Source organism: Nocardioides lacusdianchii (assembly GCF_020102855.1).
GTDB lineage: Bacteria > Actinomycetota > Actinomycetes > Propionibacteriales > Nocardioidaceae > Nocardioides > Nocardioides lacusdianchii.
Genome location: NZ_JADHZD010000006.1, coordinates 185,326 through 207,671, shown reverse-complemented (window position 1 = coordinate 207,671; position 22,346 = coordinate 185,326). Strand labels below are relative to the sequence as shown.

Sequence of the window (22,346 nt, the reverse complement as noted above, 5' to 3'; positions counted from 1 at the left end):
GGACGGGAACCTTTCGGGGCTCCGTGGTCATCTCAGGAGCAGGAAGGGGGCACGGTGGCACAGGACCGCGACGACGCGTTCGCCGAGTTCGCCAGCGCGCGCTGGCTGGTGCTCGCGCGTTCCGCCGTGCTCCTCGGTGCCGGTCACCACGAGGCGGAGGACCTGGCGCAGACCGTGCTCATGCGGTGCTACGTCTCGTGGGCCAAGGTGAGTGCCGCGACCCACCCGGACGCGTACGTCATGAAGATCCTGCTCAACGAGTTCCGCAGCTCGCGGCGACGCCGGTGGTGGCAGGAGCGCCCCACCGCCGTGCTCCCCGAGCGCGGCGACCCGGGCACGGCAGACCGCGTCGACGGCGCCGACGCGGTGGCTCGTGCCCTCGACGGCCTCGGTGACGGGCAGCGCGAGGTCGTGGTGCTGCGCTACTACGCCCACCTCAGCGACCGGGAGATCGCCGACGCCCTGGGGATCGCGATCGGCACGGTCAAGAGCCGCCTGTCCCGTGCCCACGACCGGCTGGCCCACGACGAGCACCTCACCACGCTCCGCGACGGGACGACGCGATGACCCACGACACCACCCGGATGCTCGAGCGACTGGCCGAGACGTTCCCCGAGCGACCTGCACCTCTCCCCGACCTCGTGCGCGCGGCCCGCGCGGGACGCCGGCGACGTACGCGCCGCAACGTCGCGCTGGCCGCGGGGGCGCTGGTCCTGGCTGGCGCAGGAGGCATCGCCGCGCAACAGGTCCTGCCCGGGGTCGAACGCTCGACCGAACGGATCGCCGACACCGCTCCGGCTGCTCCCTGCGACAGGCAGGACCCGCAGCCGCCCTCCGAGCCGGTCCCGAGCGGCCCCGACTACCCCACGAACGCCTCGGGCCAGACCTACGGCAGCGCGCGCGACAACTCGCGGCAGCCCGACCTGGTCGCCGCCATCGGCGACTGCGGACGTACCGGCTACATCGAGCGGGACGCCTTCGAGGAGCAGCCCCCGTGGGAGCCCGGCGCCGGTGCTCCCGGCCTGCGCTCCACGCCGGTCTACGAGTCCGACGGGCTCACCCGCATCGACACCTTCACGCAGTCACCCGGCACCACGGTCGCCGACGGAGTGACGGATCCACCCGCACCCGCCGGCGGCGCGGACGCGATCGACGTGGAGGGCGACTGGTCGGCGCTGATCGCGGGCATCAGCAGCGGGGGCGGGGAGCAGTACGACACGTTCCGCGACGTGGCCCTGCGCATCACGTTCTACCGGACCACGCTGCAGGTCCACGACGGCTGCCGCGACCTGGGTGCCGGCTACCGCCTCGAGGACGGCGCCTTCGCCCTGACCACCCCTTTCGAGGTCGAGTACCGGAACGAACCGGGGTGTGGGCGCTCGGCGCCCCTCACCGCAATCCTCGAGAACGTCCGGCACGTCACGCAGGCCGGACCGCGCACCTACCTCCACCTCGAGGACTTCCGGATCGCGGTGTCGCTCACGCCTGCCGGTTGACGTCGCCGGCGTCGGGGCGGATCACGGCGAGGTGCTCGCGCCACGACCCGCCCGTCACGTCACGACCTGACGGCCTCGACCACGTGCGCCGCGGCCGCGTCCACCGCGACCTCCTCGCGCTCGCCGGTCCGGCGGTCGCGCACCTCGACGGTGCCGTCGGCCAGGCCGCGGCCCACGGTGACGATCGTGGGTACGCCGATGAGCTCGGCGTCCTTGAACTTCACACCCGGGCTGACCTTGCCGCGACGGTCGTCGAGGAGCACCTCGACGCCCTGGGCAGTGAGGTCCGCGGCGAGCTTCTCGGCGGCCTCGAAGATCGCGTCCTCCTTGCCGGCGGCCACGATGTGCACGTCGGCGGGCGCGACGTTGCGCGGCCAGCACAGTCCGATGTCGTCGAGGGTGCCCTCGGCGATGGCGGCCACGGCACGCGAGGGACCGATGCCGTAGGAGCCCATGGTGACGGTGACGAGCTTGCCGTTCTCGTCGAGCACCTTGAGCCCGAGCGCCTCGGCGTACTTGCGGCCGAGCTGGAAGATGTGGCCCATCTCCACCCCGCGCGCCGACTCGAGCGTGCCCTCGGTGCAGTTGGGGCACTCGTCGCCGTCGCGCACGTCGGCGGCCTCGATGGTGCCGTCGGGGGTGAAGTCGCGTCCCGCGACCAGGTCGACGACGTGGGAGCCGGAGACATTGGCGCCGGTGACCCAGCGGGTGCCCTCGACGACGCGGGGGTCGACGAGGTAGCGGATGCCGGACTTCGACTCCTCGCCGAGAACCTCGGGGCCGATGTAGCCCTTGACCAGCGCGGGGTGCTTGGCGAGCTCGCCCTCGTCCATGGGCTCGACCTCGATGGGCTCGAGCTGGCCCTCGAGGCGCTTCTGGTCGACCTCGCGGTCCCCGGGCACGCCGATGGCGAGCGGCTCGCGCGTGCCGTCGGGGTGCACGAGCGAGACCAGCACGTTCTTGAGGGTGTCGCCGGCGGCCCAGGGCCGGTCGTCGCGCGGGAACGTGGCATTCAGGTGGTCGACGAGCGTGTCGATGGTGGGGGTGTCAGGGGTGTCCTCCGCGTGCGCGGCGGGCGCGTCGGCGTACGGGATCGCCTCGGGGGCGCGCACCCGGACCGCCTCGACGTTGGCGGCGTAGTCGCACGCGGTGCAGCGGACGTAGGTGTCCTCACCGACCTCGGCCTTGGCGAGGAACTCCTCGCTCGCCGACCCACCCATCGCGCCGGAGGTCGCCTTGACGATGACGTAGTCGAAGCCGAGCCGGTCGAAGATCCGGATGTAGGCGTCGCGGTGCTGCTGGTAGGACTTCTCGAGCCCGGCGTCATCGATGTCGAAGGAGTAGGAGTCCTTCATCACGAACTCGCGCCCGCGCAGGAGGCCGGCGCGCGGGCGGGCCTCGTCGCGGTACTTCGTCTGGATCTGGTAGATCGAGAGCGGCAGGTCCTTGTAGGAGGAGTAGAGGTCCTTCACCACGAGGGTGAACATCTCCTCGTGCGTGGGGCCGAGGAGGTAGTCGGCGCCCTTGCGGTCCTGGAGGCGGAAGATGTTGGGGCCGTAGTCGGTCCAGCGGCCGGTCGCCTCGTAGGGCTCCTTGGGCAGCAGCGCGGGGAACGACAGCTCCTGGGCGCCCATGTCGTCCATCTCCTCGCGGATGATGGTCTCGATCCGGCGCAGGACGCGCAGGCCCAGGGGCAGCCAGGTGTACATGCCCGGCGCGACGCGGCGGATGTAGCCGGCGCGGACCAGCAAGCGGTGGCTCGGGACCTCGGCGTCGTTGGGGTCGTCGCGCAGGGTGCGCACGAACAGGGTCGACATGCGGAGGAGGCGGCCAGTCATGGGCGCAAGGATAGGTGCGCGCCGCGCGGCACCGCACACCAGATTCGCCGGTGCCTAGACTGCCGGCTCCCCTGCCGTCCGAACCCGAAGGACCGAGCCGTGCCCCAGCGCCCCGAGATCGTCTGCATCTGCGGCTCCACCCGCTTCGTCGACGAGATGGCCACGGCCAACCGGGACCTCACCTTCGGCGGCGCGATCGTCCTCGCGCCGGGCGTCTTCCTGCGCGTGGAGGACCGCGGCGCGGACGCCTCGATAACGCCGGAGCAGAAGGCGGCGCTGGACGAGCTCCACCTGCGCAAGATCGACCTGGCCGACCGGGTCCTGGTGGTGAACCCGGGTGGCTACGTCGGTGAGTCGACGAGCCGGGAGGTCGCCTACGCCCGCGCGACCGGGAAGCCGGTCTCGTTCACCGACCCCGGCTGACCGCTTCGGCTAGGTGCCGAGCGCCGTGAACGACGCTGCCGTCGCGGCCAGCACCGGGTCGCCTGCGGCCACGTCCCGCGCCGCGAGCAGAGCGTCGCCGAGCCCGCCGCCCGAGCGGAGCCGGGCGTGCAGCGCCACCATCACCTCGACCGTCGCGGCGTCGTCGACCTCGGCGAGGCTGGACACGACACCGGCGGTGCCCATCGACAGGAGCGCCGCGGCCAGCCCGAGCAGCTCCTGGTCGCCCACGGGCGCCATCACGCCGGACTCGCAGGCCGACAGCACGACGCGGTGCGGCGGACGCTCGAGGCGCTGGAGGTCGTGGACCAGCAGCGGCCCGTCTGCGAGCGTCAGCGAGGAGAAGAGCGGGCTGTCCTCGCGGAAGTGACCGTGGGCCGCGACGTGCGCGAGCGAGGCGCCGTCCAGCGCGGTGAGCGCTGCCGCCACCGTCGCCGACTCGCCGTCCAACACCTCTGTTTGGGGGTCCTGGGCCGCGACCGCAGGCACCTCCGCACCACCGCTGCCGAGCCCCGGGCCGACGAGCATCACGCGACGGGAGTCCTCGGCCGGAGCAGCGGCTCGGGACCGCAGCCACAGCCGCGCGGACGGCGTACTGCTGACGGGCCGGTGCGCCAGCGACGGCAGCAGGCCCCAGGGGACGCCCTGCAACGCCGACGTGCCGGACACGACGACACGGGACTCCCCCACCCCGTCGAGCGCCGCCCCGAACAGCGACCGCTCCAGCCGGGCGCCGGCGACGTCGAGCTGGGAGCGACGCCCGCGCGCCGCCTGGCGCAGGGTGAACAGCGAGAAGTCGACCGCTGCTGCGCCCGCGGCCGCGTCGCCGACCACGAGATGGCGTACGCGTCCACGACCCGCGACGAGCGCGTGCAGCACACCGTCGATCTCGGTCAGCTCGACCAGCACGGTGTCGTCCTCGGCCAGTGACTCGAGGAGCTCGCTGACGTCCAGCGACGACGAGGTCGCGCCCTCGCCGCGGGTGCGCAGCAGCCGGTGGCGGACGGACTGCTCCAGTCGCGCCACGCGCGCTCGCAGGTGCTCGGCAGCGTCTCCGGAGACGTTCCCCTCAGCGAGGCGGTGGTGCAGGGCGCGCAGCGCTGCGAGCTCGGTGGAGGTCTCGTGGTCGCGGGTGTTCCTGGGCACGGCCGTGGCGAGGGAGGTCGCTCGCCAGCGCTCGGACCAGCGCAGCATCCGTCGGGGATCGCCCGACGTCAGTGCCGTGCGGGTGCCGAGGGCGGCCAGCTGGGCGCCGTGGCCCGACACGCTCGCCCGCAGCTCCTGGCTGCCCAGCGTCGTCGCGTGGTCGGCGAGCGCTGCCAGACCCCGGTCACACGCGCGCAGCACGCCTCCGACCTCACCGGCGAGGTGGCGCTTCTGGGCCAGGGCGAGCCAGCCGAGCGCACGCGTGGACGCCGTCGAGGCGTGACGGAAGCTCGCGGCCTCGCCCAGCCAGGCGTCGGACAGCGCGGGTGCGCGAGTCGCCCGTGAGGCCTGCGCCACGCGAGCGCCGAGCAGCAGCACGCGCGGGAGGTCGCGGTCCCCGGTCCGGCGGGACGACTCGACGAGGGCCTCGACGCGCGGCAGCAGGCGGCTCGCCGGGTGGCCCGCGTCGGCACGAGCGGTGAGGGCAAGCAGCTCCGCCCGAAGCTCGTCCACCTCCTGGCCGTGGGAGCGATAGAGGCGGCGCGCCTCGTCCGCGGCCGCGGCCGCGCGCATGAGGTCACCCGCCGCCAGTGCCGCCGTCGCCTCGGCGCAGAGCACGTCGGAGCGTTCCCGGATCTGGAGGGGACGCGCGCTGAGTGCCTCGTGCACGACGGCGAGCGCGTCCTGGGCAAGGCCGCCCGCGAGGTAGACGGCGCACTGGTCGGTGAGGAGCTCCACGCTGGTGATGTCGAGCACCTCGAACCGTGCCGCCGCGTCGGCGAGCTGCTCGAGGGCGCGAGGCAGGTCGCCCTCGAGGAAGTCGACCCATCCCTCGGCGTGCACCGAGGCGGCGACGTCCCAGCCGTGGTCGATCCCCGCCCACACGGCGCGGGCCTGCCGGAACGCGTGTCGCGCACCGACCAGGTCGCCGAGCCCCATCCGCGTGATGCCGGTCAGGCGCAGGGCGCGGGCCTCCCAGACGGTGTCGCCGGCACCGTCGAAGATCTGTGAGGCACGGGCCAGGTCGTCCGCACCGTCCTCGAAGCGACTGAGGAGGTAGCTCGACACCCAGGCGCGCCGCACCAGGACGCGTCCCAGGGGCACCCCGTCGAGCACGCCGGCCGCGGCGTCGAGGTGACCCAGCCCCTCGCGCACCCGTCCCGCGGTGGCCAGCGAGCCGCCCAGCGTGGCCCGGGCGTCGGCGACCCGGTGCTCGTCCGCCGAGCGCCGGGCGCAGCGGACCGAGGTCCTCAGCGCACGCAGCGCCGCCTCGGTCTCGCCGCGGTCCCGCAGCACGATGCCGACCACCTGGTGCCCGATCGAGGCGATCGCCGGGTCGGGGTCAGCCACGAGGTCCTGCTCCGCCTGGAGCCGCGCCGCCTCGGGATCGGTGAAGAGCGTGCGCAGCAGCTCTTCCGCCTCGTCGCGATCCACGTCGGCCATCCTTGCCGATCCCGTTGGAGACTTGTGCGGATTCCACCCCTGACGGTGACCTCACAGGGCTAGCGTCGACTCCATGGCGAACGACTGGAAGATCGGCAACGACGCACGACGACGCACCACCGACCAGCTCCGCGACTTCCGCGAGGCGAACGACGGTGCGGTGGCCTGGGACACCGAGGCCCCGGCGGACTTCACCTACGTCTTCCACCCGCACCGCGTGCTGGTGCGCGTCGAGGAGGTCGAGGACTTCGAGGCCGCGGTGGCCCGGCTCGACAAGGGCGTGCTGGGCGACCCGCCGCAGCGCGACGACGTACGCCTCCTCGACGGCGAGCTGGTCCGCTACCTGCTCGGCGAGCGACCCGGCGGCGAGTCGGTGCCCGACGTCCTCGACCTGCTCGAGGCGAGCGGCCTGCGCCGAGGCGCCGCCTCACCCGACCACTGGGTCCACGTCGCACCCGGTGGCGGAGGCGGCGGGACCCTGTGCCCGGCGATCGAGCCCGAGGAGACCGGGCTGGTCGAGCCGTGGCCCCCGCTGGTCCCCCAGCACAAGGTTGCGTGTGACGTCCGCGTCGTGGTGATCGACACCGGCTGGAACCCTGCGTCGGGGAGCGACCCGCGTACGCCCTGGCTGCACGGCGTGCACGGTGACGACGAGCTCAACGGCCCCGACCTGCGTCCCTACGCCGGCCACGGCACCTTCATCGCGGGCGTCGTGCGGTGCGTCGCGCCGGAGACGAAGGTCTTCGTCCAGGGCTTCGCGATCGGCGGGCTCGGCGGTGGCGGGGTCCTCGAGTCGGACCTCGTGCACCATCTCGAGAAGGCGCTCGACCACGACCCGCAGGTGATCAACCTGTCGGCCGGCTGCCGCACCCGGATGGACCTGCCCTCGATCGCGCTGGAGAAGTTCCACCGCAAGCACCTGCGCGACCGCGACTGCGTGCTCGTGGCCGCGGCAGGCAACGACTCCTGGGCGGCACCGTTCTGGCCGGCCGCCTTCGACTGGTGCGTCGGCGTCGGCTCGATCGACCGCGACGAGCGGGTCTCGGACTTCTCCAACTTCGGGGTGTCCGCGGACGTCTACGCCCTCGGCCGCAACCACGTCAACGCGTTCCCGGACGGGACGTTCACGTGCCACGAGAGCCCCGACAAGGGCGACGTACGGGTCTTCAGCACCGGCATGGCACGGTGGAGCGGCACGTCGTTCGCCGCCCCCTACGTCGCCGGGCGGATCGCCCGCGAGATCTCCGAGACCGGGTCGTCAGCGCGTGACGCCCGCGACGCCGTGCTGGCCCGCGCGAGGTACGACTCCGACCCGATGGTCGGCCCGCACCACGAGCTGGACCTGCTCTAGAGCTCGACCCATCGGCTGCTGGACGACGTCTGGCCGATCCGCACGGTGAAGCGGACCGAGCCGGTGGGCTCGGCGGTGATCGCGAAGAACCCCACCTCGTCCACGCCGGTCGTCCACGACCGCCCGTCCGCGGTCTCGACCGTGACCTCGACGGCCCCCATGTCGCCATCGAGGTCGAGCACCTGCCCGCGCACCTGATGGCCGTCGACCTCGGCCTCCAGGGACCAGCCCTCGGCCGCGGTGAACCACAGCATCCGGGCCGTGGCCAGGCCGCGGACCTGGGCGAGCGCCTCGTGGGCGGAGTCGCGGACCAGGACCAGCATCTCCCACTCCGGGTCGAGGTCGGCGGCCGCGACGACGGCGATCATCGTCTGCGTCAGTCCGGGCGGCGGCGGGTCGTAGGTCGTCCACATGGCTCGCAGCTCCTCGAGGAGAGCGGCATCGTCGTCGGTGGTCATCGCTCGCCTCCTCTCATCAGGGCGGATCGGACCTTGGCCAGGCACCGCGCCCGCGTGGGCCCGATGCTCCCGACAGGCATGTCGAGCTCCCGGCTCAGGGACTGGTAGTCGGGCCGGTCCATGAAGGCCACGACCCTCAGCAGCCTGCGGCATCGTTCGTCGACCGACGCCACGGCTCCCCACAGCCGTGCCGCCTCGTCGTCACGCTGGGCGAGCGCCTCCGCCGACTCCGCGTCCGGGAGCACGGCGTGCAGCGTCTCGTCCTCGACCGGTGCCGCACGGCGTGCGGTCCGGGCGTGTGCGGCTGCGCCGCGCCTGGCTGAGGTGATCAGCCAGGACGCGACCGCCTGGGGGTCCTCGATGGTTTGGTGGAGCCGCACGAATCCCAGCCAGGTCGCCTGGATCACGTCCTCGGCCGACTGTCGGTCGTGCCCGTATGCCCTCACCACGTGCCAGAGCACCGGTGTCATCGCGGCAACCAGCTCGTCCACCGCACTGGCGTCCCCTGCACGCCAGGCGATGAACGCCCCACTGGCCATGTCCCACGGTGACTGGTCGGGCTGCCCCTCAGCCCTTCGGTCCTCTGACATGGTGACCATTGTCCCCATGTCTTCTCAGGAGGGGGCACGCGCCGTGCTGATACGTCCCGGCCGGATTTTCTTTTGCCGGTCTCCCCGGTCTAGAACATCAGGGTCGCGAAGGTCGCCGTCTGCTCGAAGCCGACACGGGCGTACGCCGCACGCGCGGGCGTGTTCCACTCGTTGACGTAGAGCGAGACCACCGGCGCCACGCCCGAGCCGAGGACGTGCGCGACCACGGCGGCCATGCCGCTCACGGCGAGACCCTCGCCCCGGCGGTCGGGTCGCACCCACACGCCCTGCACCTGGGCGGCGTACGGGGTCACACAGGCGATCTCGGCCTTGAAGACCACCCCGGCCTCGTCGAAGCTCGCCATCGACCAGCCCCGCCCGATGAGCTGCTGCACACGGGCGCGGTAGAGGTCCCCGCCGCCGGCGTCGTTCTCCGGCGAGACCCCGACCTCCTCGGTGTACATCGCGACGCAGGCCGGGTAGAGCACCTCGAGGTCGCCCGGGTTCGTGAGGCGTACGTCCGTCGCGGGCGCCACGTCGGGCACGTGGTCGATCTCGAGGTGGGGCTGGCGCAGCCGCACCTCGCGCGGCCGCGCCCAGCGAGGCTCGAGGACCTCCCACAGCGCGGAGACGACGTCGCTGGGGCCCACGATCGTGCCGACGTGGCCGCGGCGGCGCAGCGCGGCGTCGGCGAAGACGCCGACGTCGTCGGGCGTGCACTGCACCGGCACCAGGTTGGCGCCGAGGTGGCACCCGGCGACGAGCTCCTCGCCGTCGAAGCGGCCCCAGACCTGCCCGCCGAGCCAGCGCTCGTCGAGGTTGGTCAGGCGCGCGCGGTAGTCGGCGAAGACGTTGACCACCGGGTCCTGCTCCGCGAGCGCGACGAACCGGTCCCGGTCACCCGGGCCCAGCACGCGCACCTGTTCCAGCTCGCGGGTCCTCAGCACGCTGTGAGCCTAGGGCCGTGGCGGTCACCGCGCCCGTCGGACCACGGGATGGGCGTCAGCTGACGGTGACGGACGCCTCGGAGCCATCGACCGGTTCCATGCCCTCGGCGAGGCGCAGTGCCTCCTCGATGAGGGTCTCCACGATCTGCGACTCCGGGACGGTCTTGATGACCTCGCCCTTGACGAAGATCTGGCCCTTGCCGTTGCCGGAGGCGACGCCGAGGTCGGCCTCGCGGGCCTCGCCCGGGCCGTTGACGACGCAGCCCATGACGGCCACGCGGAGCGGCACCTCCATGCCCTCGAGGCCGGCGGTGACCTCCTCGGCGAGCTTGTAGACGTCGACCTGGGCCCGACCACAGCTCGGGCAGGAGACGATCTCGAGGCGGCGCGGCTTGAGGTTGAGCGACTCCAGGATCTGGAGGCCGACCTTGACCTCCTCGACCGGCGGCGCGGACAGCGAGACGCGGATGGTGTCGCCGATGCCCTTGCTGAGCAGGTGGCCGAAGGCGACCGAGGACTTGATGGTGCCCTGGAAGGCGGGGCCGGCTTCGGTGACACCGAGGTGCAACGGCCAGTCGCCGGCCTCGGCGAGCAGCTCGTAGGCGCGGACCATCACGACGGGGTCGTTGTGCTTGACCGAGATCTTGAAGTCGTGGAAGTCGTGCTCCTCGAAGAGGCTCGCCTCCCAGACGGCCGACTCGACGAGCGCCTCGGGCGTGGCCTTGCCGTACTTGTCCATGATCCGCTTGTCGAGCGAGCCGGCGTTGACGCCGATCCGGATCGAGGTGCCGCGGTCCTTGGCGGCCCGCGCGATCTCCTTGACCTGGTCGTCGAACTTGCGGATGTTGCCGGGGTTGACCCGGACCGCGGCGCAGCCGGCGTCGATCGCCGCGAAGACGTACTTCGGCTGGAAGTGGATGTCGGCGATGACCGGGATCTGCGACTTCTGCGCGATGGCGGGCAGTGCGTCGGCGTCGTCCTGGCTCGGGCACGCGACACGGACGATGTCGCACCCGGTGGCGGTGAGCTCGGCGATCTGCTGGAGCGTGGCGTTGACGTCGGAGGTGAGCGTCGTGGTCATCGACTGCACCGAGATCGGGGAGTCGCTGCCGACCCCCACCGAGCCCACCTTGATCTGGCGGGTCTTGCGACGCGGAGCGAGGACGGGGGGCGGGAGGGCAGGCATGCCGAGGCCGACGGCGGTCATGGCTCCCATCGTACGGGCCGGGGCGTCAGGTCCCCGCGGCGCGGTTGGCCCCGCGAGGGCGGTGAGTGAGGAGGAATCCGAAGGGCTGCAATCCGCGTCACGCACCGCCCAGCGCCGCGACGCGCAACGACCCGCCCGCCAGCGGTGGGTGAGGGGCATTCGAACGGACGAGAAGCCGCTTGGGACACCGCTCGGTCAGCCGTACGCCGCTCAGCTCAGGCGCAGCGGCACGACGATGTCGGCCACGATGAGCACGACGCCCATCACGAGCATCGCCAACCCCACGACGTACGCCACCGGCAACAGCTTGGCGACGTCGACGTGCCCGGGGTCGGGGCGTCCGCGGAGCCGGGCCACGCCGCGCTTGGCACCCTCGTAGAGGGCACCGGCGATGTGGCCACCGTCGAGGGGCAGCAGCGGCACGAAGTTGAACATGCCGATGAAGAAGTTGAAGCTCGCGATGAGGAAGAGCAGCGTGACGATCTTCTCGGTCAGCGGGAAGGCCTCGCTGGAGGCTGCCTCGCCGGCGAAGCGGCCGCCGCCGACGATCGAGACGGGACTCTCGGGGTCGCGCTCCTGGAGCCCGACGATCGCGCGGCCGACCTCGTAGACCTTGACCGGCAGCTGGGCCAGGGCCTGGGCGGTCTCGACCGTCATCGTGCCCATCTGCCTGCCGGTGTAGAGCACGCCGCCGGTCTCCAGGCGCGTCACCGGCTGCACGCCGAGGAAGCCGACCTCGGTGAGGGTCTGGTCCTCCAGCGAGGTCTGGCGCAGGGTGACGGTGGTGTTGGTCGTGAGGGTCAGCTGCTCGTCGCCGCGTCGCACCTCGAGGACCGCGTCGCCGTCGGCGTTGCCGCGGATCTGCGACTGGAAGCTGTCCCAGTCGCTGAAGGGGGTGCCGTTGAAGCTGAGGATCTCGTCGCCCGGCTGGAGGCCGGCCTCCTTGGCGGGAGTCGGCGGGTCCTCGGTCGTGCAGTCGCGCGGCAGCTCCTCGACCGGGATCACGCACTCGGGCACGCCGGCGACGGTGGGCTCGACCACCTCGTCGCGCGGGTTGCCGTAGGTCGCGAAGAGCAGCACGAAGAGCGAGAAGGCGATGGCGATGTTGACCATCGGACCACCCGCCATCACGATCACCTTCTTCCACCACGGCAGGCGGTAGAAGAGGCGGTCGGTGTCGTGCTGCTTGACGTACTCCCACTCAGCGGCGCGCGCGTCGGAGATCAGCTGGGTGAACATGCCGGTGTTGGAGCGGCGCACCTTGTGCACCGCCTCGCCGTCCTCGTCGTACGTCGTCTCGTCGACGAGTCCCTCCGCACCCGGGGGGAGCATCCCGACGATCTTGACGTAGCCGCCGAGCGGGATGGCCTTGATGCCGTACTCGGTCTCGCCGATCTGCTTGCTCCACACGGTCGGACCGAAGCCGATGAACCACTGCGGGACCTTGCAGCCGAACTTCTTGGCCGGCACGAGGTGACCGAACTCGTGGAGCCCGATCGAGACCAGGATCGACACCACGAAGGCGACGACACCCAGGGTGTAGAGCAGGGCGGTCATGCAGGCAGGTCCTTCGGATGTGGGGCTGGGGCGGGGTGCGGGGAGGGCTCAGATCAGGGCTGCCGGATCAGTTCGGAGGCCTCGGCACGCGCCCAGGCATCGGCGGCGAGGACGTCGTCCACCGTGAGGTGCTCCCTCGATGGTACGTCGTGGGCGGCCAGGACCTGCGAAACCGTGGCCACGATGTCGGGGAAGCGGAGCCGCCCCTCGTGGAAGGCGTCGACGGCCACCTCGTTGGCGGCGTTGTAGACCGCCGGGGCGGTGCCGCCTCGCTCCCCCGCCGTCCGGGCCAGCGTGACGGCCGGGAAGACTTCGTCGTCGAGCGGCTCGAAGCGCCAGTCGGCCGCCTTCGTCCAGTCGATCGGGGTCTCCGCGTCGGGCACCCGGTCCGGCCACCCCATGCCGAGCGAGATCGGCACGAGCATCGTCGGCAGGCCCAGCTGGGCGACCACGGCTCCGTCGACGAACTCGACCATCGAGTGGATGAGCTGCTGCGGGTGCACGACCACGTCGATGCGGTCGAAGGGGACGTCGAAGAGCAGGTGCGCCTCGATCACCTCGAGGCCCTTGTTGACCAGGGTCGCGGAGTTGGTCGTGATCACCCGGCCCATCGAGAAGTTGGGGTGGGCCAGCGCCTGCTCGGGCGTGACGTCCGCGAGCTCGGCGGCGCTGCGGCCGCGGAACGGGCCGCCCGACGCGGTCAGCACGAGTCGGCGTACCTCCCCGGCGCTGCCGGCGCGCAGGCTCTGCGCGATCGCACTGTGCTCGGAGTCGACGGGCACGATCTGCCCCGGGCGGGCGCGCTCCCTGACCAGCGGGCCGCCGATGATCAGCGACTCCTTGTTGGCCAGCGCGAGCGTGGTGCCGGCGTCGAGCGCGGCGAGCGTGGGCCGCAGCCCGACCGCCCCGGTGATGCCGTTGAGCACCACGTCGCACGGACGGGCGGCCGCCTCGGTCGAGGCCTCCTCGCCCAGTCCGGAGAACGCCGGGCCGAACTCCTCGACCTGCGCCGCGAAGAGGTCGGGGTTCGACCCGCCGGCGGTCAGTCCGACCACGCGGAACCGGTCGGGGTGGGCGCGGACGAGGTCAAGGGCCTGGGTGCCGATCGACCCGGTCGAGCCGAGGATCACGATGTCACGGACGGTCACGCCGGCCAGTGTCGCAGGCGGCGCTCAGACCGTCCTCATGCCGTGGGGCGCGGCGCCTGGGACGTCCAGACCGCGACGCCGACCACCTCGACGAGGGTCAGGCCCTCCGGGACCGGCGACGTCCCCTCGACCGACGAGCCGAGCGCCGCCAGCACCGGCAGCACCTGGTCGCCGCGGCGGGCCAGCACCGCGTCGCCGGGGACGTCGGCGCAGCCGGCCGGATCGGTGCGACCCGCCCGCATCGCGACGTCCCACGCCACCTCGTCACCACCGGCGACGAGGACGACACCGGCGTCCGTCGCGGTGAGCCGCACCTTCGCGGACGGGCTCGGGGACTCGTCGTACGACGCCACCGCGCCGACCCGCGCCACCGCGAGGGCGGCGACGACCGCCGTCTCCGCCGGCAGCGGGCCGAGTGCGACCTCATCGCCCACCTCGACGCCGAAGGCGCACAGCACCCCGGCGCAGGCCGCCACCTCGGTGAGCAGCCGGGCAAACGTGTGGTCGGTGCCGTCGAGGACGAGTGCGACCTCGTCGGCGCGACCGCGGATCACGGGCAGGTCGAGTGCGACGTAGCAGGCGTTGAGGGTGCCCGGATCACCGTCGGCGGGCGCGCGGAACCAGGGGACGTCCACCATCGCTCAGGCCAGCCCGTTGTCGGCGGTGGCGGCCGGCTTCTCGGGCGTCCGGAGCCAGGCCTGGAAGAACGACGTGAGGTCCTGGCCGCTGACGCGCGCGGCCAGCGCCTCGAACTCCGCGCTCGACCCGTTGCCGCCGCGCTGCTCGCGGATCCAGGTGCGCAGCAGCCGCCAGAAGACCTCGTCGCCCACGCGGTTGCGCAGCGCCTGGAGCGTCATCGCACCGCGGCCGTAGACCGCCGGGTCGAAGACGCGCTCGGCGCCCGGGTCACCGACGACGACGTCCCAGAAGCCCGAGGTGGCGGCGACGCCGTCGTAGTAGCTGCGCAGGGTCTCCGCGCCGGAGCGACCCCCGTGGGTCTCGGCCCAGCGCCACTCCATGAAGCTGGCGAAGCCCTCGTTGAGCCAGATGTCGCGCCAGTGCTGGACCGCGATGTCGTCGCCGAACCACTGGTGGGCCAGCTCGTGGACGACGAGGCTGACGTAGCTGCCGCCGACGGCCGGGTAGGTCGGTCGGGTCTGGTTCTCCAGCGCGAAGCCCGGGTCGAGGCCTGTGGTGATCCCGCCGACGACCGAGAACGGGTAGTCGCCGAGGTCCTTCTCCAGCGCGGCCACGACCTCCGGGGTCCGCTTCATCAGCCGCATGCTGGCCCGCTGGTCGCGCGGGCTGAGCAGCTCCGAGACCGCCACGAGCCACGGCAGTCCACGGCGGGTGCCCTTCTCGATGGCGAAGTCGCCGGCGGCGAAGAAGGCGAGGTAGGGCACCATCGGCTCGTCGGCGCGCCAGTGCCAGGTGGTCCAGCGCTTGCCGACCTCACGGCCCTTCAGCTCGCCGTTGGAGATGACCTCGCGTCCCCGCGGCACCTGCACCCTGACGTCGACCAACGCCTTGTCGAGCGGGTGGTCGTTGGCCGGGAACCACCACGGCGCCATGTGCGGCTCGTTCATCGTCACCACCTCGCGCGAGCTGGCCAGCCAGTTGCGCTCCCCGGCGTAGCCGTACCTGCCCGGCTTGTCGGCGTACGTCACCACGACGCGGTGCTTCGTGCCCGCGGCCAGGGGCTGGGCCGGGGTGATCCGCAGCTCGTGGCCTCCGTCCGTCTTCACGTACGCCGCCGGCTCGCCGTCGACGGTGACCTTCGAGACCTTCAGCAGGAAGTCCAGCGAGAAGCTCCGCAGGTCCTGCGTGGCGGTGAGCTCGATGCGGGTGCGGCCGCTGAGCCGCTCGGTGGCCAGCACGTATCGGTGGGAGATGGCGTACGACGCGACGTCGATGCCGCCGTTGCCGTCGAGCGGCCAGTAGGGGTCGCCGATGCCAGGCGCGCCGTCGACCGGGGCCGAGGTGCGCGCGGTCGCGGTCGCGCCGGTGAGCCCGACGGCGAGGGCACCGACGAGGGCGGCGGCGAGCACGGTCCGAGAGAGAGTTCGCGTGGTCACCCCCCGAACCTAGCGCGTGGCAGGTCCGGACAAATGCGTTGCGCAGCCGGGGCCGCGTCCTCGACGATGGCCACGGCGTCCCGCCCGCGTCGTGCTGCCCGCACGCCGTGCCCGTCGTGAAAGGAGCCGTGACATGTCGATCACTGTCCTCGGCCTGCCCGCCGACCACCTTTCACACACACGGAGCACCCGCCTTGTCGCACGACATGCACCCACGCTTTCCGGAGGACTTCCTCCGGCCTGACGACCGCGCGCCCCTCGAGGGGATCGACGCGTCGTTCGTCTTCGACTACGACACCTATGCCGACGAGCTCGGCGACGGCCAGCGCTGGTCGCGCTGGGAGGACCTCGAGGCCCTGATGCGCGGCCCCGAGCCACGCCCCGACTGGGTCGTGACCTCCAGCGGCGCGATCGACACCGACCTCGGCGTCCTCAAGACCGGCAAGGAGGCCGACGTCTTCCTCCTCGAGCGCGCCGACCCGCACCACCCCGACGGCGCGGTCGTGATGGCTGCCAAGCGCTACCGCGACAACGACCACCGCACCTTCCACCGGGCCGCGGCCTACACCGAGGGCCGCTCGATGAAGCGCTCGCGCGACGAGCGCGCCCTCAAGCGGAAGTCCACGTGGGGCCGCCAGGTCGCGGCCGGCGAGTGGGCGATCTCGGAGTGGAACGCGCTGCGCCGCTGCTGGGAGCTCGGCCTGCCGGTCCCCTATCCCGTGCAGATCGACGAGACCGAGATCCTCATGGAGTGGATCACCCACACCGTCGACGGGGAGGTCGAGACCGCGCCGCGGGTCTCGCAGGTCCGCCCGGAGCGGGCCGTCGTCGAGGGCTACTACGACCAGCTGCGCGACGCCCTCGCCACGATGGTGCAGGCAGGGATCGTGCACGGCGACCTGTCGCCCTACAACACCCTCGCCGCCGGCGACCGGCTCGTCATCATCGACCTCCCGCAGGTGGTCGACCTGGTCGGCAACCCGCGCGGCATGGACTTCCTGCTGCGCGACTGCGCCAACATGTGCGCCTGGTTCCGCTCGCGCGGGCTCGACGTCGACGAGCAGGAGCTGTTCGGGGAGCTGATGGCGCACGCGTTCTGAGCCGGGCAACGGCGACCGAGGGACGAGGTCGCAGTGTGGGCCCGGCCAGATCGAGTGGTCCCGCGGCTGAGGAACGAGGCCGCGTCAGGACCGTATCGAGATCTGAGCACGGCCACATAGGTTGTGCGCGTGAAGCACACCCGAGGTCGCGTCGTCGACGTGACCACCCTTGACGACCTCGACCGCCGGCTCGCGGGCGGCGCACGCTCACTCGCGGGCTGGCGGCTGGTCCGGCTCGACCTCACCGACCGGGCCGCCACCCTGCTCGACCGCTCGGTGGAGGAGACGCTCTTCCTCGGCTGCACCTTCGGCGACGGGGACGCCGAGGCGGTCCAGCGCGCCGGTGGCGTGGTGCTGCCGACCATCCCCGACGCTCCGGTCGACCCCTACCGACCGTCGCTCTACGCACCGCGGGAGCTCTACGACACCCCGCACTACCGCGACTCCCTCGACGCAAGGGCGTACGCCTGGTCGCAGGGGCACACCGGGACCGACGACCAGCTCGCGATGGACCTGCACGACCACTCCGTCGACGCCGCGCTCACCGCGTGGCTGCAGGGGCGGTCGGTGGTGGGCGTGATGGGCGGGCACTCCCTCGAGCGCGGGAGCGAGCAGTACGCCGCCGCGACGCGCCTCGGCCACGGGCTGGGCTCCGCGTTGACGGTCGCGACGGGCGGCGGGCCGGGCGCCATGGAGGCCGCCAACCTCGGCGCCTTCCTCGCCGACGAGCCGACCGCGGCCGTCGACGACGCGCTGGCACGCCTCGCGACCGTGCCGTCGTTCCGCCACGACATCGGCGCCTGGGCGCGCACCGCCTTCGAGGTCCTCGACGCCCACCCGGGCCACGAGTCCCTCGGCGTGCCGACCTGGCACTACGGCCACGAGCCGCCCAACCCGTTCGCCACCGCGATCGCGAAGTACTTCCGCAACGCCACCCGCGAAGCGATCCTGCTCGAGGTGTGCGACGCCGGCATCGTCTTCCTGCCCGGCGCGGCCGGCACCGTCCAGGAGGTCTTCCAGGACGCGTGCGAGAACTACTACGGCGACCCCTCGACCATCGCCCCCATGGTGCTGGTGGGCGTACGCCACTGGACCGAGGACGTGCCCGCGTGGCCGCTGCTGCAGGCCCTGGCGCGCGGTCGCGCCATGGAGCCGCACATCCACCTGGTCGACAGCCTCGAGGAGGCCGTCGCCGTGATCCGGCTCAGCCGGCGCGACGACGGCTCGGGGCCGGGGCGCTGACCTCGCGGTAGTGGCCCAGCAGGAGGTCGTTGACCGACTGCCAGGTGCGACCCTGCACGCTGCGGCGAGCCGCCAGCGACATCCGGCGTCGCAGCACCGGGCGGGTCACGAGCCGCTCGACGTGGGCGACCAGCTCATCGGCGTCACCGGGCTCGTAGAGGAAGCCCGCGACGGTGTCGTCGACGACGTCGACCGGTCCCCCGGCCCGCGGGGCCACGACCGGCACACCGCTGGCGAGCGCCTCCTGCGCGGACTGGCAGTAGGTCTCGTGCCGCCCCGTGTGCACGAAGACGTCGAGGGTGGCGTACGCCCGGGCGAGCTCGTCGCCGTGCAGCACGCCGAGGAACGCGGCCCGGGGCAGCAGCTGGCGCAGCCGGGCCTCCTCGGGACCGCCGCCCACCAGCACCAGGCGGGTGCCCGGCAGCCGGTCGACGTGCGCGAGCAGCTCCAGCTCCTTCTCCGGCGCCAGCCGACCGACGTAGCCGACCAGCACCTCGCCGTCCGGGGCGAGCTCGGCATGCAACGCCTCGTCCCGCTTGCCCGGCTCGAAGAGCTCCTGGTCGACGCCGCGGGGCCAGCGGGCCAGGTCGGGGATCCCGAGCCGGCGGAGCTGGTCGATGCTCGCGGTCGACGGGGCGAGGGTGCGGTCGACGCCCAGGTGGATGCGGCGGGTGAGCGACTCCATCGCCCGCGCGCCGCCCGGCACGGCGTACCGGTCAGCGAAGCCGACGAGGTCGGTCTGGTAGATCGCGACGGTCGGGATGCCGAGCGAACGGGCAGCGCGCACCGCCTGGTAGCCGAGCGTGGCCGGCGAGGCGACGTGGACGACGTCGGGGCGGAAGCGCTCCATCACGGTGCGGAGCCGGCGTCGTGTCTCCAGGCCGATCCGGAAGTCGGCGTAGAACGGCAGGCTCGCGCCGCGCGCGTGGGTGACCGGGAAGCCGGCGTACGTCTCGGGGCCGGTCGGCGCGACCAGCTCGGCCTCGTGGCCCTCGGCCGCGAGGTGCTCCAGCACCCGGCGCACGGAGTTGGTGACGCCGTTGACCTGGGGCAGGAACGACTCGGCCACGACGAGCACCCGCAGGCGCGGCGCCGGTGTCTGCGGGAGGGAGGGAGCGGGGAGGTGGATCGGGGCGGTGCGGCTGCGACGGCGCCTCTCGAGCAGGTCCATGCCGCGGACGCTAGGGAGCGCGCCGCAACACACGCCCCGTCCCGAGGGGACGACACGTGAACGCTCCGCGACGCGGCGGTGCGCCCCCGCTACTCCTTGGCGGCCAGCTGACCGCAGGCACCGTCGATCTCGCGGCCGCGGGTGTCGCGGACGGTGGTCGAGATGCCCTTGGCCTCGAGCCGGCGGACGAACTCGCGCTCGTCGGCCGGGTCGGACGCGGTCCACTTCGAGCCCTCGACGGGGTTGAGGGGGATCAGGTTGACGTGCACCCAGCCCCAGTCTCCGTAGGAGTTGAGCACGTCGCCCAGCAGGTCGGCGCGCCACGCCTGGTCGTTGATGCCGCGCATCATGGCGTACTCGATCGACACCCGTCGCTTGGTGACGCGGGCGTAGTCCCACGCCGCCTCGACGGTCTCGGCGACGGAGAAGCGGGTGTTGATCGGGACCAGCTCGTTGCGCAGCTCGTCGTCGGGCGCGTGGAGGCTCAGCGCGAGCGTGACCGGGATGCCCTCCTCGGTCAGCTGGCGGATGCGCGGCACCAGGCCGACCGTGGAGACGGTGATGCCGCGGGCGCTCATGCCGAGACCGGCGGGAGCGGAGTCGGTGAGGCGGCGTACGGCTCCGATGACGGCCTTGTAGTTGGCGAGGGGCTCGCCCATGCCCATGAAGACGACGTTGGAGACGCGGCCGGGGCCTCCGGGGACCTCGCCGCGGGCCATCGTGCGCGCACCGGCGACGACCTGCTCGACGATCTCGGCGGTCGACATGTTGCGCTGGAGCCCGCCCATGCCGGTCGCGCAGAACGGGCACGCCATGCCGCAGCCGGCCTGGCTGGAGACGCAGACGGTGGCGCGGTCGGGGTAGCGCATCAGCACCGACTCGACGAGCGCGCCGTCGAAGAGCTTCCACAGCGTCTTGCGCGTGGTGCCCTTGTCGGCCTCCATCGTGCGCAGCGGCGTCATCAGGTCGGGCAGGAGCGCGGACACGAGGTCGTCGCGCTGGCCGGCAGGCAGGTCGGTCATCTGCTCCGGGTCGTCGACGAGACGCCCGAAGTAGTGCGTGGAGAGCTGCTTGGCGCGGAAGCCAGGCAGGCCCATCTCCTCGAGGAGGGCCTTGCGGCCGGCCTCGTCGAGGTCGGCGAGGTGCCGCGGCGGCTTCTTGCGCCCGCGGGGCTCGTCGAAGACGAGCGGCAGCGTCTTGATCGGCTCGGGGGCCGCATGGGGAGTGGAGTCGGACATCGGGTCGATCCTCCCATCCCGGGCCACGGCCGGTCGATTCAGCGGCTCAGCCGTCGACCATGAAGTAGAGCACCAGCGACGCGACGCCGAGGACGACGAGCGCGGTCACGACCATCCCGACGAACATGAACTGCGCGAAGCGACGCGTCTTGCGCTTGACCAGCATCGCGATCGGCAGCGCCAGTGCGAGCAGCACGAAGGGGAAGAGCTTCTCCGCGGTGTCGTAGGGGAAGAGCAGCCGCAGCAGGCCGGCGAAGGCGCCGGGCAGGGCGGTGACGAAGAGCATGCCGGCGAAGAAGCCGGTGATGCCGGCGAAGGTCGGGTGGCTGTGGTGCCACCAGCCGAGCCGCTCACCCTGCTCCGCCTCGGACTCCCGGGCCTGTTCGGTCTCCACGGCACCACCCTAGGTGCTCCTCGGCACGGAGTCGGACGGGGCACGCGGTGACCCTCGAGGTCGACCGGTTTGTCAGGTCGCGACGGTCAGCAGGTCGGGCATGGCAAGGGACTCCCAGCGATCGAGGTCCGGTGGCTGCCCGGTCAGCTCGGCCACCACCAGCGTCCAGGCCGTCCCGTGGCCCACCAGCACGACGTCGTCGTCGCCGTGCACGTCCAGCACTCGGCGTACGGCGGGGACGACGCGCCCGCGGCACGCGGCGAGCGGCTCCCACCCGGCGACGGCCGGCTCGTCGGGCCGCGCGAAGGCGCGACGTACCGCACGGTGGAAGTCCTCGACCCGCTCCCCCGTCCGCTCGTGCTCGTGCAGGTCCGGCAGCACGCCGACCTGCGCGTCGGTGAGCAGCTGGGCGGTCTGCACCGCCTTCGGCTCCGGCGAGGTGAACCACGCGGCACGTGCTGGCAGGCGACCCGAGACGCGCAGCGCCCATACGTCGTCGTACGCCTCCGGGTCGAGGTGCCACTCCGCGGCAGGGACGCCGGACGTCATCGTTGGGCGTCCGTGGCGGACGAGGTGGAGCGTCACGCAGGCCTCTAGAAGACGAGGTAGTAGAGGACCAGCCAGATCGGCGCGACCGTCGCGAGCAGCGAGTCGAGGCGGTCCATCAGCCCGCCGTGGCCGGGGATGACCTGGCTCATGTCCTTGATACCGAGGTCGCGCTTGATGACCGATTCGCAGAGGTCGCCGAGGGTGGCCATCACGGCGGCGATGACTCCGAGCAGCACGCCCACCCACCAGTCACCCCCGAGGAAGGAGGTGACCAGCCAGACGCCGACGACGATCGTGGCGACGATCGAGCCGGCGAAGCCCTCCCACGACTTCTTCGGCGAGATCACGGGCGCCATCGGGTGCTTGCCGAACAGCACGCCTGCGACGTAGCCGCCGGTGTCGGAGGCGACGGTGATGGCGATGAAGACGATGATCGCGCGGACGCCGTTGTCGTCGACGTCGAAGCCGAACGCCGGGAAGTGTCCACCCTCGGAGAGCAGCAGCGCGACGAACGAGCCCAGGAACGGGACGTAGACCAGCGTGAAGACCGCGGCGGTGGCGTTCTTGACGTAGCCGTCGACCCCGCGCCGCAGCAGCCACAGCATGATCACCAGCGCCGTCACCGCCGTCGCGGTCACCAGCGCGGGGGCGCCCCAGAAGTAGGCCACGACCACCATGACGACGCCGCCGAGCATGAGCGGCTGCTCGGGGATGTCGATGTCCTTGGCCCCGAGACCCTTGTGCAGCTCCCAGATCGCCACGACGACGGCCGCGGCCACGATCGCCATGAAGGCGGTCTTCCAGAACAGCAGCGACAGCAGGATCGCCCCGACCAGCACCACGGCGGAGCCGACGGCGGTGGGAAGGTCGCGGCCGGCACGGCCGTGGTCCTTCTTGATCGCCTCGGACGGCGGCTGGGGTGCGCCCGAGGCGGACGGGTCGGAGGAGGTCATGG

At 72.3% G+C, this 22,346-nt stretch carries 21 protein-coding genes; 6 read left to right on the top strand and 15 right to left on the bottom strand.

The genetic code is table 11. From position 1 onward, the window contains the following. Nucleotides 1–54: 54 nt before the first annotated feature. Nucleotides 55–567, top strand: coding sequence for a SigE family RNA polymerase sigma factor (locus IRX98_RS11305; protein ID WP_224276773.1), 513 nt, complete (start codon nucleotides 55–57; stop codon nucleotides 565–567). Next, the gene (locus tag IRX98_RS11300) at nucleotides 564–1,496 is read left to right on the top strand and encodes a chromosomal replication initiator protein DnaA (RefSeq protein ID WP_224276771.1); all 933 of its coding nucleotides are present in this window, start codon (nucleotides 564–566) and stop codon (nucleotides 1,494–1,496) included. The genes IRX98_RS11305 and IRX98_RS11300 overlap by 4 nt, the downstream gene beginning before the upstream one ends. A 59-nt stretch (nucleotides 1,497–1,555) precedes the next feature. Here IRX98_RS11300 and IRX98_RS11295 read toward each other — a convergent pair whose 3' ends face one another. After that, complete coding sequence (locus IRX98_RS11295; protein ID WP_224276769.1) at nucleotides 1,556–3,334, bottom strand: proline--tRNA ligase; 1,779 nt, start codon at nucleotides 3,332–3,334, stop codon at nucleotides 1,556–1,558. Nucleotides 3,335–3,433: 99 nt separating this feature from the next. On the opposite strand from IRX98_RS11295, the gene IRX98_RS11290 reads away from it, so the two are divergent. Beyond that, nucleotides 3,434–3,757, top strand: coding sequence for a hypothetical protein (locus IRX98_RS11290; protein ID WP_224276767.1), 324 nt, complete (start codon nucleotides 3,434–3,436; stop codon nucleotides 3,755–3,757). Nucleotides 3,758–3,766: 9 nt separating this feature from the next. Here the strand turns inward: IRX98_RS11290 and IRX98_RS23470 are convergent, their stop codons facing one another. Beyond that, nucleotides 3,767–6,355, bottom strand: coding sequence for a CHAT domain-containing protein (locus IRX98_RS23470; RefSeq protein WP_224276765.1), 2,589 nt, complete (start codon nucleotides 6,353–6,355; stop codon nucleotides 3,767–3,769). Between the two features lie 82 nt (nucleotides 6,356–6,437). Between IRX98_RS23470 and IRX98_RS11280 the strand changes: the two genes are divergently transcribed. After that, nucleotides 6,438–7,715 (top strand): S8 family peptidase, encoded by a 1,278-nt coding sequence (locus IRX98_RS11280; protein WP_224276762.1) that lies wholly within the window; start codon nucleotides 6,438–6,440, stop codon nucleotides 7,713–7,715. Here the strand turns inward: IRX98_RS11280 and IRX98_RS11275 are convergent. The 8 genes from IRX98_RS11275 to IRX98_RS23465 all read right to left on the bottom strand — a co-directional run bounded on the left by IRX98_RS11275 (nucleotide 7,712) and on the right by IRX98_RS23465 (nucleotide 15,697). Continuing rightward, nucleotides 7,712–8,173: a hypothetical protein gene (locus IRX98_RS11275; RefSeq protein WP_224276760.1), complete on the bottom strand. Its 462-nt coding sequence runs from the start codon at nucleotides 8,171–8,173 to the stop codon at nucleotides 7,712–7,714. The genes IRX98_RS11280 and IRX98_RS11275 overlap by 4 nt on opposite strands. Beyond that, nucleotides 8,170–8,763 carry an RNA polymerase sigma factor gene (locus IRX98_RS11270; RefSeq protein ID WP_224276758.1) on the bottom strand — a complete coding sequence of 198 codons (594 nt, stop codon included), beginning with the start codon at nucleotides 8,761–8,763 and terminating at the stop codon, nucleotides 8,170–8,172. The genes IRX98_RS11275 and IRX98_RS11270 overlap by 4 nt, the downstream gene beginning before the upstream one ends. Before the next feature lie 89 nt (nucleotides 8,764–8,852). Beyond that, the gene (locus IRX98_RS11265; RefSeq protein WP_224276756.1) at nucleotides 8,853–9,710 is read right to left on the bottom strand and encodes a GNAT family N-acetyltransferase; all 858 of its coding nucleotides are present in this window, start codon (nucleotides 9,708–9,710) and stop codon (nucleotides 8,853–8,855) included. 55 nt (nucleotides 9,711–9,765) lie between these two features. Next, the gene (gene ispG, locus IRX98_RS11260; RefSeq protein ID WP_224276754.1) at nucleotides 9,766–10,917 is read right to left on the bottom strand and encodes a flavodoxin-dependent (E)-4-hydroxy-3-methylbut-2-enyl-diphosphate synthase; all 1,152 of its coding nucleotides are present in this window, start codon (nucleotides 10,915–10,917) and stop codon (nucleotides 9,766–9,768) included. A 210-nt stretch (nucleotides 10,918–11,127) separates the two neighbouring features. Continuing rightward, nucleotides 11,128–12,474: a M50 family metallopeptidase gene (locus IRX98_RS11255; protein WP_224276751.1), complete on the bottom strand. Its 1,347-nt coding sequence runs from the start codon at nucleotides 12,472–12,474 to the stop codon at nucleotides 11,128–11,130. Nucleotides 12,475–12,527: 53 nt separating this feature from the next. Then, nucleotides 12,528–13,622: a 1-deoxy-D-xylulose-5-phosphate reductoisomerase gene (gene dxr, locus IRX98_RS11250; protein WP_224276749.1), complete on the bottom strand. Its 1,095-nt coding sequence runs from the start codon at nucleotides 13,620–13,622 to the stop codon at nucleotides 12,528–12,530. 35 nt (nucleotides 13,623–13,657) lie between these two features. Beyond that, entirely contained in the window at nucleotides 13,658–14,260 is a 603-nt protein-coding gene (locus tag IRX98_RS11245; RefSeq protein WP_224276747.1) for an AMP-binding protein, read from the bottom strand. A 3-nt stretch (nucleotides 14,261–14,263) separates the two neighbouring features. Continuing rightward, nucleotides 14,264–15,697 (bottom strand): M1 family metallopeptidase, encoded by a 1,434-nt coding sequence (locus IRX98_RS23465; RefSeq protein WP_224276745.1) that lies wholly within the window; start codon nucleotides 15,695–15,697, stop codon nucleotides 14,264–14,266. A gap of 206 nt (nucleotides 15,698–15,903) precedes the next feature. Here IRX98_RS23465 and IRX98_RS11235 point away from each other — a divergent pair, with 206 nt between their 5' ends. Both IRX98_RS11235 and IRX98_RS11230 read left to right on the top strand, forming a co-directional pair. Further along, nucleotides 15,904–16,797 (top strand): serine protein kinase RIO, encoded by an 894-nt coding sequence (locus tag IRX98_RS11235; RefSeq protein ID WP_224276743.1) that lies wholly within the window; start codon nucleotides 15,904–15,906, stop codon nucleotides 16,795–16,797. Nucleotides 16,798–16,926: 129 nt separating this feature from the next. Beyond that, nucleotides 16,927–18,039, top strand: a complete 1,113-nt coding sequence (locus IRX98_RS11230) for an LOG family protein (protein ID WP_224276741.1) — start codon at nucleotides 16,927–16,929, stop codon at nucleotides 18,037–18,039. On the opposite strand, the gene IRX98_RS11225 is transcribed toward IRX98_RS11230, so the two are convergent. From IRX98_RS11225 to IRX98_RS11205, 5 genes are all read right to left on the bottom strand, one after another. Next, nucleotides 18,002–19,210 (bottom strand): glycosyltransferase family 4 protein, encoded by a 1,209-nt coding sequence (locus IRX98_RS11225; RefSeq protein ID WP_224276739.1) that lies wholly within the window; start codon nucleotides 19,208–19,210, stop codon nucleotides 18,002–18,004. The genes IRX98_RS11230 and IRX98_RS11225 overlap by 38 nt on opposite strands. An 89-nt stretch (nucleotides 19,211–19,299) precedes the next feature. Then, the gene (gene rlmN / locus IRX98_RS11220) at nucleotides 19,300–20,448 is read right to left on the bottom strand and encodes a dual-specificity RNA methyltransferase RlmN (protein WP_224276737.1); all 1,149 of its coding nucleotides are present in this window, start codon (nucleotides 20,446–20,448) and stop codon (nucleotides 19,300–19,302) included. A 46-nt stretch (nucleotides 20,449–20,494) separates the two neighbouring features. Then, complete coding sequence (locus IRX98_RS11215) at nucleotides 20,495–20,842, bottom strand: hypothetical protein (RefSeq protein ID WP_224276735.1); 348 nt, start codon at nucleotides 20,840–20,842, stop codon at nucleotides 20,495–20,497. A gap of 72 nt (nucleotides 20,843–20,914) precedes the next feature. Next, a complete protein-coding gene (locus tag IRX98_RS11210; RefSeq protein ID WP_224276733.1) occupies nucleotides 20,915–21,427 on the bottom strand; it encodes a histidine phosphatase family protein in 513 nt (170 codons plus the stop codon). Nucleotides 21,428–21,435: 8 nt separating this feature from the next. Then, nucleotides 21,436–22,344, bottom strand: a complete 909-nt coding sequence (locus IRX98_RS11205) for a phosphatidate cytidylyltransferase (protein WP_224276731.1) — start codon at nucleotides 22,342–22,344, stop codon at nucleotides 21,436–21,438. Nucleotides 22,345–22,346: the final 2 nt, after the last annotated feature.

Coding starts and splice junctions, on each gene's coding strand:
- IRX98_RS11300 (WP_224276771.1), top strand. CDS start 564: ATGACCCACGACACCACCCGGATGCTCGAGCGACTGGCCGAGACGTTC.
- IRX98_RS11295 (WP_224276769.1), bottom strand. CDS start 3,334: ATGACTGGCCGCCTCCTCCGCATGTCGACCCTGTTCGTGCGCACCCTG.
- IRX98_RS11280 (WP_224276762.1), top strand. CDS start 6,438: ATGGCGAACGACTGGAAGATCGGCAACGACGCACGACGACGCACCACC.
- IRX98_RS11275 (WP_224276760.1), bottom strand. CDS start 8,173: ATGACCACCGACGACGATGCCGCTCTCCTCGAGGAGCTGCGAGCCATG.
- IRX98_RS11270 (WP_224276758.1), bottom strand. CDS start 8,763: ATGTCAGAGGACCGAAGGGCTGAGGGGCAGCCCGACCAGTCACCGTGG.
- ispG (WP_224276754.1), bottom strand. CDS start 10,917: ATGACCGCCGTCGGCCTCGGCATGCCTGCCCTCCCGCCCCCCGTCCTC.
- IRX98_RS11255 (WP_224276751.1), bottom strand. CDS start 12,474: ATGACCGCCCTGCTCTACACCCTGGGTGTCGTCGCCTTCGTGGTGTCG.
- IRX98_RS11245 (WP_224276747.1), bottom strand. CDS start 14,260: ATGGTGGACGTCCCCTGGTTCCGCGCGCCCGCCGACGGTGATCCGGGC.
- IRX98_RS11235 (WP_224276743.1), top strand. CDS start 15,904: ATGCACCCACGCTTTCCGGAGGACTTCCTCCGGCCTGACGACCGCGCG.
- IRX98_RS11225 (WP_224276739.1), bottom strand. CDS start 19,210: ATGGACCTGCTCGAGAGGCGCCGTCGCAGCCGCACCGCCCCGATCCAC.
- rlmN (WP_224276737.1), bottom strand. CDS start 20,448: ATGTCCGACTCCACTCCCCATGCGGCCCCCGAGCCGATCAAGACGCTG.
- IRX98_RS11205 (WP_224276731.1), bottom strand. CDS start 22,344: ATGACCTCCTCCGACCCGTCCGCCTCGGGCGCACCCCAGCCGCCGTCC.